At 27.8% G+C, this 14054-nt stretch carries 15 protein-coding genes; 3 read left to right on the top strand and 12 right to left on the bottom strand.

Annotated features, from left to right (window positions below):
• The first annotated feature begins 46 nt into the window (after positions 1-46).
• Both ACA135_RS01450 and hemA read left to right on the top strand, forming a co-directional pair.
• Positions 47-664, top strand: coding sequence for a bifunctional precorrin-2 dehydrogenase/sirohydrochlorin ferrochelatase (locus tag ACA135_RS01450; RefSeq protein ID WP_409198544.1), 618 nt, complete (start codon positions 47-49; stop codon positions 662-664).
• Between the two features lie 66 nt (positions 665-730).
• Positions 731-1936 carry a glutamyl-tRNA reductase gene (gene hemA / locus ACA135_RS01445; RefSeq protein ID WP_409198543.1) on the top strand — a complete coding sequence of 402 codons (1206 nt, stop codon included), beginning with the start codon at positions 731-733 and terminating at the stop codon, positions 1934-1936.
• A 67-nt stretch (positions 1937-2003) separates the two neighbouring features.
• On the opposite strand, the gene ACA135_RS01440 is transcribed toward hemA, so the two are convergent.
• From ACA135_RS01440 to eif1A, 12 genes are all read right to left on the bottom strand, one after another.
• Complete coding sequence (locus ACA135_RS01440; RefSeq protein ID WP_409198542.1) at positions 2004-3128, bottom strand: AAA family ATPase; 1125 nt, start codon at positions 3126-3128, stop codon at positions 2004-2006.
• Positions 3129-3214: 86 nt separating this feature from the next.
• A complete protein-coding gene (locus ACA135_RS01435) occupies positions 3215-3361 on the bottom strand; it encodes a hypothetical protein (RefSeq protein ID WP_409198541.1) in 147 nt (48 codons plus the stop codon).
• Positions 3362-3412: 51 nt separating this feature from the next.
• On the bottom strand, positions 3413-3580 hold the full coding sequence (locus ACA135_RS01430) for a hypothetical protein (protein ID WP_409198540.1): 168 nt from the start codon (positions 3578-3580) through the stop codon (positions 3413-3415).
• Between the two features lie 256 nt (positions 3581-3836).
• The gene (locus tag ACA135_RS01425) at positions 3837-4061 is read right to left on the bottom strand and encodes a histone family protein (protein WP_409198539.1); all 225 of its coding nucleotides are present in this window, start codon (positions 4059-4061) and stop codon (positions 3837-3839) included.
• 288 nt (positions 4062-4349) lie between these two features.
• Positions 4350-5186, bottom strand: a complete 837-nt coding sequence (locus ACA135_RS01420) for a TIM barrel protein (RefSeq protein WP_409198538.1) — start codon at positions 5184-5186, stop codon at positions 4350-4352.
• 104 nt (positions 5187-5290) lie between these two features.
• Positions 5291-6304, bottom strand: coding sequence for a phosphorylating glyceraldehyde-3-phosphate dehydrogenase (locus ACA135_RS01415; RefSeq protein WP_409198537.1), 1014 nt, complete (start codon positions 6302-6304; stop codon positions 5291-5293).
• Between the two features lie 148 nt (positions 6305-6452).
• Complete coding sequence (locus tag ACA135_RS01410; RefSeq protein ID WP_409198536.1) at positions 6453-6968, bottom strand: DUF2284 domain-containing protein; 516 nt, start codon at positions 6966-6968, stop codon at positions 6453-6455.
• 109 nt (positions 6969-7077) lie between these two features.
• The gene (locus ACA135_RS01405; protein WP_409199061.1) at positions 7078-8157 is read right to left on the bottom strand and encodes a DNA topoisomerase IV subunit A; all 1080 of its coding nucleotides are present in this window, start codon (positions 8155-8157) and stop codon (positions 7078-7080) included.
• 29 nt (positions 8158-8186) lie between these two features.
• Positions 8187-9962, bottom strand: a complete 1776-nt coding sequence (top6B, locus tag ACA135_RS01400) for a DNA topoisomerase VI subunit B (protein ID WP_409198535.1) — start codon at positions 9960-9962, stop codon at positions 8187-8189.
• Between the two features lie 487 nt (positions 9963-10449).
• Positions 10450-11091, bottom strand: a complete 642-nt coding sequence (locus ACA135_RS01395; RefSeq protein ID WP_409198534.1) for a KH domain-containing protein — start codon at positions 11089-11091, stop codon at positions 10450-10452.
• 284 nt (positions 11092-11375) lie between these two features.
• The gene (locus ACA135_RS01390; protein WP_409198533.1) at positions 11376-12149 is read right to left on the bottom strand and encodes a serine protein kinase RIO; all 774 of its coding nucleotides are present in this window, start codon (positions 12147-12149) and stop codon (positions 11376-11378) included.
• An 85-nt stretch (positions 12150-12234) separates the two neighbouring features.
• Complete coding sequence (gene eif1A / locus ACA135_RS01385) at positions 12235-12549, bottom strand: translation initiation factor eIF-1A (protein ID WP_409198532.1); 315 nt, start codon at positions 12547-12549, stop codon at positions 12235-12237.
• A 242-nt stretch (positions 12550-12791) separates the two neighbouring features.
• On the opposite strand from eif1A, the gene glp reads away from it, so the two are divergent.
• The gene (gene glp / locus ACA135_RS01380) at positions 12792-14018 is read left to right on the top strand and encodes a gephyrin-like molybdotransferase Glp (RefSeq protein WP_409198531.1); all 1227 of its coding nucleotides are present in this window, start codon (positions 12792-12794) and stop codon (positions 14016-14018) included.
• Positions 14019-14054 lie beyond the last annotated feature (36 nt).

The following is a 14054-nucleotide window of genomic DNA, read 5'->3' as shown; positions in this document are numbered from 1 at the left end:
TATTTTTTATTAAACTAGTTTTTAATTAATAAAGAAAGGTAATTATATGGGTTTAACATCAGTTTTTTTAGAAGTGAAAGATAAAAATGTTTTTATTTTAGGAACTGGAGAGGTAGCTACACGTAGAGCTAATCGTTTTTTGGATAAAGGTTCTAATGTTATTTTAGCTGGAGATTTTATTTCTGAAGAATTATTAGATAAAGGAGCCATATTAGAAGATTTGAGTAATGTTGACAAGTTAGTTAAATGGTGCGATATTGTTATTTTAGCTAGTGGAGATAAGGATTTATCTGATTATGTTTCAAAAATTAGTGAGGGTAAATTAGTTAATCGTGCTGATTGTCCAGATGAGGGTAATCTTGTCATTCCTTCAAGTTTTTTTATTGGTGATGTTGAAATTTCCTTATTTACTGGCGGTAAAAGTCCTTTGATGGCTAAGGAGCTTCGAAAAAAGATTCAATCTACAATTAGTTCTAAAGATATTCTTGAGATTCAACTTCAAGATTATTGTCGTAATCTTTTAAAAAATAAGATTCCTAATCAGAAAGATAGGAAGAATAAATTGTATGATATTTTAAAGGATGATAAAGTTAATATGCTTTTAGAGGAATCTAAATTAGATGAAGCTAAAGTTTATGTTGAGGGTTTAATTGAAAATATTTAATAATTAATAGTAATATAATATTAATAGAATTTCTTTTATGTTTATTTTTTTTAGGGAGAGAATTAATTGATAATCAATATAGGTGTAGATCATAAAATTGCAGATATTGAGACTATGGAAATAGTTTCTAATGATTTAAAAAATTTATTTAATCAATTAAAAGAAAAGTATGATATTAATGAATATGTTGAAATATCTACTTGTAACAGATATGAATATTATATTCATGATGATTTTATTTCTTATGATGAGCCATTATTAGATCATGATAATAAGAATATTATTATTCAATATGGTGATGATAGTATTATTCATCTTTTTAGAATGACTTCTGGTTTAGAGTCTATGATTGTTGGTGAAGATCAAATTTTAGGTCAGATTAAGGATTCTAAAAAAGTTGCAGATAAGGAAAATCATTGTGGTAAAATTTTAGATACTATTTTTTTAAAGGCTATTCATGTGGGCCAGGAAGTTAGACAGAAGACTATGATTAATCAGGGTAGTGTTTCTATTGGTTCTGCTGCTGTTGATTTAGCTGAGGAAATTATTGGTGATTTAAGAGGTAAGTGTGTTCTTGTTATTGGTGCTGGTGAAATGGGTACTTTAGTTGCTAAAGCTATTGCTGAGAAAGATTTGAAAGCGATTTTTGTTGCTAATAGAACTTATTTCCGTGCAAATAGATTAGCTAAAGAATTAGGTGGAGAATCTATTTTAATTGATGATATTGGTCATTATTTGGCTAATGCTGATGTTGTTATTAGTGCTACTGGTGCTCCTCATTATATTTTAACTAAGGAACGTGTTGCTCCTATTATTGAGGATAAAAATGCTGAAAATATTTTAATGATTGATATTGCTAATCCTCGAGATATTGATGAGGATGTTAAAGATTTAAATGTTAATCTTTTAAATATTGATGATTTAAGAGGGGTTGCTGAAAAAAATAAGGCTTTGCGTAAAAATGAATCTGAAGCTGCTGAGAAGATTATTTCAGAAGAATTTGATTTATTGGAAAATTCTTTTAAATTAATGAAAGTTGAAGATATTTTACGTAAGATTAGATCTAATATGGAAGATATTCGTCAAAGGGAAAGTGAAAAAGCTATTGTGAAGTTAGCTGATAGTGAAGGTAGTGTTAAGATTATTGATAATCTTACTAAATCTATTGTTAATAAAATTTTTTATGATATTTCTGTTAATATTAAGAATGCTGCTGAAGATGAGGATGAGTATTTGATTAATGCAGCTGAGAAATTTTTCATTAATGAATGAATTATTTTTATTAATTTGAATAAAAAAAAATAGTAGGGTTTGTATTTATTAAAGAAAATTCTTTTTTTTATACAAACATGTTTTTTACTTCGTTTTGTTTTTGTTTTTTCATATCTATTGCATATTTAATGTCTTGTTTTGTTACTGTTTTTTTATCATTAGATATTGCATTGTGTAATCCTGTTTTGAGTAGTTTTTCTTTAATGTCTCTTCCACTCATGCCTTTTGATATTTGTACTAATTTTTCGGTTGGTACTTCCATTTTTAGTGGGAATGTTTTCAGGTTGTTTTCTATGATTTGTTTTCTTTCTTGTTCTGTAGGCATTGCAAATTCGATTTCTTGTTCGAATCTTGATCTGATTGCGTAATCTAATGTTTCTATGTTGTTAGTTGCACCTATGGTTATTACCCCCTTATTTGGGTTTATTCCATCCATTTCTGTTAGTAGTGCGTTTACTATTTCAGATACATCTCCTCTTAGTGATTGGTATGATCTGTGTAATGCTACTGCGTCTATTTCATCTATGAATATTATGGATGGTGATGTTTTTTGTGCAAGTGTAAATAGTTCATGGATCTTATATGCACCATCTCCAACATGATCACCAATTAATGATGTTGCTTTGATTAAATATAATGGAACTTTGATTTCATTAGATAATGCTTTGGCTAACATTGTTTTACCAGTACCTGGAAGTCCATAAAATAGTATGTTTCGTGGTGCCCATTCTCCAAATTTTTCAGGTTCATGTAAATATTTCATTATAACTTTAGCTTTTTTCTTAGCACTTTCTTGACCTACCACATCACTAATACTGAAATTAGTTTTTATAGATTTCAAAGTAGGTTTAACTTTTTCTTCTTCCACAATAACTATGGAAGTATTTTCCCCAATTACAGAATTGTTTGGAAATACAGTGATAACTTTAAATGCAAAATCTGGGATTATTTTTTGGTCAAAAAGATAAGTGCCTTCACTTACATCCATACCTATCCATTGATCTCGTGCATATTGTTCAAATAGCACCTTATCTGATATTTCTATATTTGAACCATCCATTAAAGCAAAATTAAATGGATATCCAACACCTTTTAAAACAACTGCTTTAGCTTCTTTATTATTATTTACTTTAGAAGTGGTTATTGTATTCGTAGATTTATTAACGTCATTGTTTTGATTATTCGTTTGCAAAATTTCACACCAACTGAAAAAAATGGTTATTTAAACTTTTTATCCAAAAAAAAGTTTATTAAAAAAAAATTCTATAAAAAAAATATTCACTTTAATTTAATATTATTAAATTTTTGAATAGATTTATTAATTTGTTTTAAGGATTTATTCCCTTTTCGTGTAGGTTTTCTTCCTTGGTCAATTAATAATTGATCTTGAATCTTTTTAAGACTTGCATATTCTTTAATTTCCATAATATTTAAACCTTCTTAAAATAATGGTAGATTGTTTGAAATTAATTAATATTAACGTTTATCTAATTTTTCTTGAATATTATCTATTCTTTGAACTACAACTTTAAGAGCTCTATCTCCTTCTCTTGTAGGATTTCGTCCTTGTAATACTAATAATTGATCTCTTATATCTCTTAGTCTGTGTACATCGTCTATACGCATAATTGTTTTATAAAACATTTTTTAATCACCTGAAAATAGAATATAATTAGATTATATGATAAAAAAAATTATTATAATTTTTTATTATAAAATAATATGTATATTTTTTTATAAAAGTATAATTGTTTTATGTAATTTAAAAAAATATAATTTACACAAAAAAGTTTTATAGTTTAATTTTAAATTATTTCGTATTTATTAAAATTATGTAAAAAAAGTAGTATTATTAATTTTTGAAAAAAAGTTAAAATAAAAAAAATTAAATTTAATAAATTTAATCTTTGCAGCAAATTGCACTTTTAGCTAATTTAATATCTTCAGCTTTGATGGTTTTACGACCAGCATGTCTTGCTAAAGCTACAGCTTCTTTAGCTACTTCAGTTGCGCATTCTTCTAATTTTTCTGCTAATGCTTCTTTAGCATCTTCACTTACTCTTTCTGCACCTGCATTTTTAACGATTCTTGCAATAGGTGCAAGAGGTAATTCATTGTTCTTCATTATTAAACATCTCCACAATAATTTTTTTTATAATAAATATTTTCTTACATATATTTATTATATATTATAGTATTGTAATCAACATCCTATATAAATATATTGTCATATTAAGCAAAAAATAAGCATTATATTACTATTATGTAAAAACATTCCATCTAATCATAATAATTTTAAATTACAATTAAATTTAGGCATATTAAAAATTTATTTACCAAAAAGTAAAATTGAACTATTTATAAATTAAAAATATTATATCTAAAAAAAAAGTAAAATTAAAAAAATTTTATTTTAAATTAAAGATTCATAAATTTGTTTCATCTTCATAGAATCTTTATCCCTAAGAGGTGTTTCACAAATTATTGTAGCTTTCCAATCATTTTCAATAAGATTTAACAATAAATCCTTAATATACGGCCCATATTCAGGATATTCATTTAAATTATGATGTTTTCTCTCACCATTATGAGTATACTCTATAGTTGTGAAATGACAATGCAATCTTTTTATATCTAAACCATTTTCTAATTTAGAGAAAATACAACTATAATCCTCTTTTTTATTCAAAATTCCACGTCCACGAGCATGAACATGAGCAAAATCTATAGTGGGTTCAAAATGTTGAAAACCTTGACACATATTAATAATTTCATCAAGATTACCTAATTGAGATTTTTTACCTGTAGTTTCAGGGGCAAAAGTATAATTTTCAAACCCCTCTTCTTCACATCTTTCAAGTAATCTTTTATAAGATTGTTCACATATCTCTAAAGCTTTTTCTGGTTTTTGATTAGAATAAAAACCTGGATGGAACACTAAACGATATGCACCCATCCATTCACCTACTCTTGCAGAATCAACTAATCTTTCTATGGAAGCATCAATTTTTTCAGGTTCCTTAGAACACATATTAATATAATAAGGCCCATGCATTGATATTAAAACATCTTCTTTTTCTGATTGTTTTTTCAATATTTTAGCACTTTTCTCTCCAATTCTAATTCCATGAGAAGATTGATATTCAAATGCATGTAAACCCTGTTTTGAGAGATATTTTGATGAAGTATAAGCACTTCCATTATAATCTAATGGTTTTCCTGCTGGTCCAAAAATTATTTTATCTTTCATGATTAATCACTTCTAAAAAAAAAAGGTTATGAATTATTTAATTTATAAAAAAAATTTAAAAAAAAGGTTTAGAAATTTTAATATAATGTGTATTTTTTTTTATTTTATAATATTCCCATTGCTTTATTAGTTTTTGCTATGGATTTTTCATTATCTGATTCCATTTCAAGTAATGCGCGTATTGCATCAACATTTTCAGGAACAACATCAGATTCTTGATGAACAGCTTGCATATAAAATAATTCATTATCTACAATGTTTATTGATTCTCTCCATACTGGGATTTCATAGAAATCATTTCTATTTCTACCTAATTCTTTAGCAAATTCCATTAATTCTGCAGTAGATCCTAATCCTTCACTTGCATCTACAAGCATTACACGGGAACGTTTTTCAAATGCATCTATAATTTCATCAATAGTCACATCATTATTAATTTCAACCATTAAATTATGTTGATGCATTAAAGTTGTTGGAACTAATAATGCCATAGTTGTAACATCAATATCTCCCATAACAGTTTTCACATCAGGTCCATGATGAGAAGGTACTTTAGGAGGGTTAGGTACAATTGAATTTATTGGTCCTTTTTTCACTTCGTTAGGATCTGCTCCTCGACGAACCATAACTGCTCTTACTTTTTTAATGTCACATATTGGATCTATAGTTGATAAAGTTCTTGTTAATCCTGTTGTATTACATGAAACTACACGTGTATAATTTGCTCCAAATGAATCATCATAATTTGCAAAGGAATTAAATGATAATCCAGTTAGTTCATGATCTTCTCCACCTTGGTAAATAGCTTTAACTCCAGCTTTTTTATATTTCTCTAGATTTGCTTTTCCAAGATTTCCAGGGGTACAGTCAACTACAACATCAGCTTCTTCAATCATATCATCAACAGTACCTGCTATTTCAATTCCTGATTCCCTAAATAAGTGTTCACGTTCAGGAATACCAATATATAAAGGATAATCTTTATTTACTGCTGCTCTTGCTTCAAATGTTGGTCGTGTTTTACTTACACCCACAATTTTCATATCTTTTTGAGCTGCAACTGCATCAGCTACTCTTTTACCAATAGTTCCATATCCATTAATAGCGACAGATTTCATAATTTTTTAACACCTAAAAAAAATTTTTTAAAATTTAATAAAAACATATTTTATTAATTATAATACTATTTTTCTTTTAGTAATATAAGTAATTTGATATAATCTTTTAAAATAATTCCATACAAATCTTATAATACTAAGATTTTAATTAATCAAGTAAAACTAAACCATAACATAAATATGTTTTTTCAATTTCATCATAAGCTAAAATATCATATCCATTATTTGCTATTGTTTTATGAATATCTACTCCTACTGCAGAAAGTGAAGGTCTAGCTAGTTCAGGTTTTAAACATTCCTCAAGATTACATTCTTTACAAAATTTACAAAATCCTGCACCTAAACCAAATGCTTTATAAAAACCTTCTCTTGCACATTCATTTTCTACTTCCACAACAAGATTATTAATTATTTCAAAATTTTCATGAAATTCTAATAGGATAGCTTGAGAGTAAGATTTCACTATTTCTCGCATTTCACTAGGTTTCGGTGGGTAAGGTGAGCAGGTTAATGACTTTTTATAATGGGAGCATCCATATTGACATTTTAACCTAGTCCAAGGTTCAATAACTATAGAATCTGTAGGAATATAATCAATATTTATTCCATTATACTCATTAATTATATTAGATAATTTGATTTTTAATTGTTTTAAATCTCTCATAAATAAATCCAACACGTATTATTAATTGTATTATAAAAAAAAAGTTAAAAAAAAGAAGAAAATTTTAGAAAATAAGAAAAATAATATTTAATTTATGATTATAAATTGTTTATTCTTCTATTCCTAATTTATGTGGGAAGTATGTATCTACAATATATTCTAATCCATATTTACTGAAAGATTGCTGTTCTGCTTTTTTACCTATTTTAAGCATCTTTTTTATTTCAGTCTGCCAGAAATCTGTTTGATATCTTGGATCTTTAGATAGTTCTTTTAATCTTAAAACATCTATATCTTTTAATGGATCAGTTGGAAGATCATAATTTATAATATCACTTGCGGTTACACCAATAAATTGTGCATTTGGAGTTGCAAGGTCATAGTTTACATGTGCTAATTTAGCACTTCCAGATATGATAACTTGTGCAATATGGAATCCCCATGGATCTCCATCGTTACAAATATATACTGGTAAATTTAATTCTGTGTTTAATCTTTTTATGAATCTTCTTGTTGCACGTGCTGCTTGTCCTTTTAATCCAACAACTAATGTGTTGAATCTGTCATAAGCGTTTTCTTGAACTAATCTGTGAAACATTCCCATTGTTTCCACTGCGAGTACTCTTTCTACTCCACAGTCAAGAAATTCTACTTGGTCAATTGTTGGACTTATAGTGTAACCTGATTTTCCAGATTTTTTAGCATTTAATTCAACATCATCATCTAATAGGGTTAAATCACCGTATACTGATGCTCCATCTTCTTCGGGCATTAATCCAAGGTCTTCACGAGTTGTTCCAAGTGCTACTTCTAAATCTTCACCTACAGTATTTGATTCCTGTTGTGTGTTAAATTCTACACCCCAACCTTCAGATACATAATACATTTCCCGTATTGTTGCAGTTTTTTCTCTTTGAACTAAATCTTTACAGAAATTTGCAGTGAATACCATTTGTCCCATTTTACGGATTTGTTTAACATTTCCTAATGATCTTCGACCGTATCGGTCTCCGAGAACATAATATTTTTTAGCATCATCATATACTATGTTTCCTGTTCCTCTAGAAGGGATTTTTAATGAAGGTACTTTTTTTTGTTCTACATCAGCAACAATTCCTTGACCTAATTCTTTGAGTTTATTGAATGTGTATTCTTTTCTTTTTTCTTTATGGGATAATCCTTTTTTCATATCTTCAGGTCTTTCTTCTTCAGCCATATTTAGTCACCTTCATTTTTTGTTAAAGTAGATTGTTTACTTTCTGATTGTGTTTTTTTTGCATCTTCTTCTTCAATGATTAGTTCATCTTCTAATTCTTCTACAACTGATTTATTTTCAATATTTGTCATGTTTGAATGTTCTTCATCTACTTTGTATCCGAATTCATCTAGTTCTTCCATTAAAGCATCTTCTTCCTCTTCTTCAACTTCTTCTACAGTTTCACCTAATAAATCTGCAATGGATCTTTTAGTTACTTTGGATAATACTTCTTCATAGTCTGGTACTTCAACTTCTCCAAGTTTTGCAGCTTCTTCTAAGATTACAGGTACGTAATCTTCGAATATTTTAGATCTCATTTTCTTTTCTTTAGCTGCTCGTTTCTTTCTTAAATGTTTTTGAAGTCTTCGTGCTAGTTTCATTGATGCTTGTCTTACTTCATGAACTATTTCAGGTTCTGGAGCAATACTTTGTTTTCCTGTAGATAAGTATGGTACTTGGGTTGAGATTATGTTAATGAATAATGTTATTGGAGCATTGTCAAGGTCTCTGATTCCGTATCGTTTCCAGTCTATACTTTTTAATGCTTCTGTTATTGCACATGATCCTTGATCGAATGATAATGGTACTCGATTTGCGAATCTCATTATTTCTGCTTTTCTTTGATCACTGATGAGTCTTCCACAGTCCCCTCCATATGCTATTCCAGCTTCTACAATGAAAGCTACTCCTCCTTTGTAGGTTACTGGTTTTCTTGTAATGGAAGTTATGAATTCTGGTTTAAGTATTTGTTTCATACCTTTTTCGATTTGATCTGAACCAATTGGTATTAAACCGTTTGTTGGTGGGGCCATGAATTTCATTTTAGAGAAAGCATGTACTATTGCTTCTGCTTCAGCCCATTTCATATCTTTTGGTCTTTTGTTTAAGTCGATTCCAGTTAGTTCTTCAACTTCTTTAATTCTTTTAGCAGACATTCTGGAAAGTGAACTTGTTAGTAAACTTTTAAATCGTCTTTTATCTGTGTGTTTAGCCATGAAGATTAAATCATCTGCGGTAACACCTTTTGGATGAGGTAATACTTCTTTTGGTAATGGAGGTACAATGTCTGATGCTCTATTGAATATATATTTGTGTCCTGATGGGTCTCTGAATATTATTTTTGCATGAGGGTTTCCTATCATGGTTCTACGTATATATTCAAATGCTCCTTGTTCTGCTAGGGAATATGAAACATCTTTAAATTGGAGTTCTATGCATACTCCAGTATGGTCTACAGGATATTTTTCTTTGTGTAGTAACATACCTTTGTTCTTTTTAACATCCATTTTAAAGTCCATTTTAATTCCTTTTAGTTCCCCGTTTTCTTGGTATCCTGAGATTACATGTGCTGGTTCACCTGTAGTCATTTGGGATAAAAGTACACATCCACTACATCCTAATCCTTGTTGTCCTCGGGATTGGATGTTTCTAAACTTGGATCCTGCAAACATTGTACAGTATACTTTCATTATGAATTTTTCTGGGATTCCTGGACCGTTATCTGAATGTCTTAGAACATAATGTTCTTTATCAAGTCTTTTTAAGTCTATTTTAATTTCTGGAAGAATTCCAGCTTCTTCTGCTGCATCAAAACTGTTAGTTATAAGTTCGTGGAATACTACGGTTAATGATCTTATTTTTCCACTGAATCCTAACATTTGTTTATTTTTTCTGAAGAACTCTGACGGTGTCAATTCTTGGAAGTTGTCAAAGAGTTCTGATGCTTGTTGGGACAAATTAATTTACCTCCATTAAAAAAATTTTTTATATATTTTGTAATTATGATGATTTTAATATTTTTTTCATAGCATTAGCTAAAAAAAATTTTAAATAAAATTTTTTTATAAAAAGAAAAAACCTTTTTTTATAAATTTGAAAATTTATATTTTATTTTTTGGTAGAAAAAAATATTATTTTGTATAAAATTGAATAAACTCTACTAAATTTATCAATAGATATACCTATAGTTAATATTATATATAAGTTTTATTATAAAAAACTAAAATTAATATTTTTAAGATTAATTATTATTATGGAACTAGTGTAACTAATAAGTTTAATCAACAGAGTATGCCTAATTTTTGATAATAAATTTAGTAATGTAGGGAGTTTTTAAGAAATAGGATAAAAAAAAATGGAAAAAATCTTAAAAATTAATTAAATAATAAATTCAAATTAATCTTTAAAATAAAATAAAAAAAAGAATGGGAATTAAAAAAATAATTATTCTTCTAAATCTTCATCTGATTCAGATTCATCATCTATATCATCTAAATCATCACGAAGTTGAATTTCATCATCATCAATTCCAACAATAGCCTTAAATTCTTTCATTTTTAAGTCTTGCTTTTTATTTTCTAAAAATCCATATACCGATTTATGTCTTGATCCATTAAGAATCATTTCAACAGCTTCTTTTGCAATCTCCACATTATCTAGAAGACCAATAATGGAAACTGTTTTTCCATAAATTGCCATATCCACTTCTGCCATTCCAACAATGATTTCTCTAGTTTTACCATCTTTTCCAATGATTCTTCCTTTATATCTAGCTAAAGCTTTTTTAGATTTTCCAACAAAAAGAGGTAACTTAATTATTTCTAAGTACATATCATCATCTAATAATTTTAATGCAGTTTCAGGATTAAAACCTCTACCTATAGCTTTGACGATATGATTAGTTTTCCAAACACCTAATTGATCTTCCATATCAGGAGTTGGATTTATTGTTACTAAACCTTCTTCTCCATCAATATCTAATTGGGTTTGAGTTACTTTCTCAATTTGTTCTTTAGTTTCACCGTTTTTTCCAATTAAAACTCCTACTCGATTGTTAGGAATTTTAAGATAGTCAGTTTCTGGCAATTTATTCACCTCAAATTTTATTATAATAGTAGAAAAAAGTTTTATTTAAACATTTTTTCCAAATATTATTAAATACATTATTCTTATATTATTTTAATCTTATTTATTCATTTTGAAAAAAAATGAATTTTTATATTTTAAAAAATTAGAAACTAACTTCCTATTATTTTTTTTGGATATAAACAAGCGTTATTATTAATATTGAAATTAATTATTAAAAGAATATTTTCCAAGCATTTGAAAAGTAATCTTCTTTTATAAAAAAATAGTAGAAAGTAGTTTTATTAAATTTTAAGATTTAAATAATCTTTAATTTTACTTTCAGAAGTTTGAACTCCTAATTTATTGAATTCTGTAGAGATATTTTTTATATCTCTCAACAATAATTCTTTAGCTATTGGATGATCTCGAACTACAGATTGTGAAACATCAATTATTACAGGATTTTGATTAAAATTCATGATATTGAAAGTTGATAGGTCACCATGGATTAAGTTAGATTTATTTATGAACCTATCCATTTCTAAAAGTAATCTTTCATAAAAATCTGTAGGGTCTTCTGGAGGATCGTATCGTGCAGTTTTTGCAGGTTCTCCTTGATCATTTCCTATAAATTCTAATAATAATACATTATCTAAGGCAACAATAGGTTTAGGTACATTTACACCATTTTCATATAATCTGTTTAGGTTTCGGTATTCTTTATTAACCCAAGCTTTTATTAGTTGTCTTTTATTTGTTGATTTGACATTGAAACGTGGATCACCATCAATGTAATAATGCATTTTTTTAAAATCAGATGTGGTGATTCGATAAATTTTTACAGCTATTATGGATCCATCATCTTTTATGCCTTTAAGGACGTTTGCTTCTTTACCTGTGCTAATGGCCCCGTTTAAGATGTCTAAATAGTTTTGGTTAGCTAGTTTGTATAAGGTTTTTAATGTTTTATCATCGAATACTTCACTAGCTACTTTTTTATCATCATCATCTTTTATTCTTTTTTCAGAGATTAATTTTTGTAATTCTGCATCAGCTTTATTTATTTTAGAATCCATTTTTATTAACCTTCTGAAATTATTTTTTTTGAAATATTTTTTATTTTTGGTATGGGAATTAAAATTTACTTAAAAATAGATGGTTTTACATTTTTAAGTAGCCTTTTCTTTCGAGCCAGTTAGATTCTGTTCTAGTGTATCTCCAAATTACATCAGCTTTTTCATTGGTTTGGAAATCCCATGGTTTAACGAGTACAACATCTCCTTCTCGAATCCAAATACGTTTTTTCATTTTTCCAGGTATACGGGTCATTCTTATGTATCCATCTGAGCATCTTACTCTGATTTTTCCATGTCCCATGATTTGTTCTACTACACCAGGCATTTCCCCTCTTCGAGGTGTTCTTACTCTGTGATACTCTTGTGGGGCATTGTTGTTATTATGTTTTTTATTAGTCAAAAATTTTCCTCCTGTTTATGAACCTTAAATGATTTATAAGTGTCTTAATAATGATTTTAGTTGTTAAGAAAATAAATACTGGGTTTTTTTAATATTTTAAAAAAATTGTAAACATACAATATTTTATAATATGAATATTATTTTATAATTCTTTATATATAATATTATATATAATTGGAATTAATGATATACTAATTAATAATAAAAAATTTTTATTTATTTTTAAGAAAATTGTGATTAAAATGGGAAAGGAATTTTTAAAGATTAAAGAATCTGGTGATGCTAAGAAGATTATTGGGGATTTATTTGAAAAGTATTATCCTCCAGAATCTGAAAGTGTTAAATTAAGTGATAGTCTTAATCGTGTTTTATTTAATGATATAGAAAGCAGAATAGATTTTCCTCCTTTTAACAGAGCACTTAAGGATGGTTATGCTGTTAAAGTAGAGGATACTTATGGTGCTAGTGAAGAAAGTCCAAATATTGTTAAGATCGTGGATGTTGTTGAAGCTGGGGATTTTAGTGACAAAACATTGAAACTTGGAGAATGTATCCAAATTAGTACTGGTGCCCCTATGCCTGAGGGTGCTGAAGCTGTTGAAATGGTTGAGTTTACAGATTTAGATGATGAAGGTAATGTTAATTTATTTAAAAGTTTAACACCTACTCAAGAAATTGGGCAAAAAGGTTCTGATATTAAAAAGGGTAATAAGATTTTAAGTAAAGGTGAACTTTTAACTCCCTCTAAAATTGGAGTTATAGCTGCACAAGGAATTAGTGAAGTTGATGTTTATAAAAAACCTAAAGTTGGTATTATTTCTACAGGGAATGAATTATTAGATAATGATGAACTTATTATTCCTGGGAAAATTTATGATGTTAATAGTGATATGTTAAAAACTGGGGCTGATGCTGCTGGTTCAGATGCAAAAACTTTAGGTATTATTAAAGATGATTATGATTCTATAAAAAATAAGATTAATAGTAGTATTAAAGATTTTGATGTTGTATTAGTTTCTGGTGGGACTTCTGCAGGTGTTGGGGATAATTTAAGAAGTATTCTTGATGAATTAGGTTGTGTTTATATTCATGGGATTACAGTTCAACCAGGCAAACCTACATTAGTTGGAGTTATTGATGGTAAAATAGTGATTGGTTTACCTGGAAATCCTGTTAGTGCTCTTGTGATTTTTAACATGTTTGTAGTTCCAAGTTTAGAGAAATTAGCTGGTATTAAAGTAGATGAGAATAAGAATACTTTTACCGGACCTATAACTAAAAGAATCCATTCTCCTATTGGTAGAATGCAATATCAGTTAGTTAGAATAAAGAATGATGGTGTTGAACCTATATTTAAGGATTCTGGTGCTATATTCTCTTTAGCTACTGCAGATGGTTATACTAAAGTTGATAAAAATATTGAGTTAGTAGATGAAGGGGAAATTGTAACTGTTACTTTATTTAAATAAAAAAGTTAATATTTAATTAATGAGGAAATGATTATT

This window comes from Methanobrevibacter acididurans (assembly GCF_046197875.1).
GTDB classification, from domain to species: Archaea; Methanobacteriota; Methanobacteria; order Methanobacteriales; family Methanobacteriaceae; genus Methanobrevibacter_A; species Methanobrevibacter_A acididurans.
Note: the sequence above shows the minus strand (reverse complement) of the source record. Positions and strands in the feature narration are given on the sequence as shown.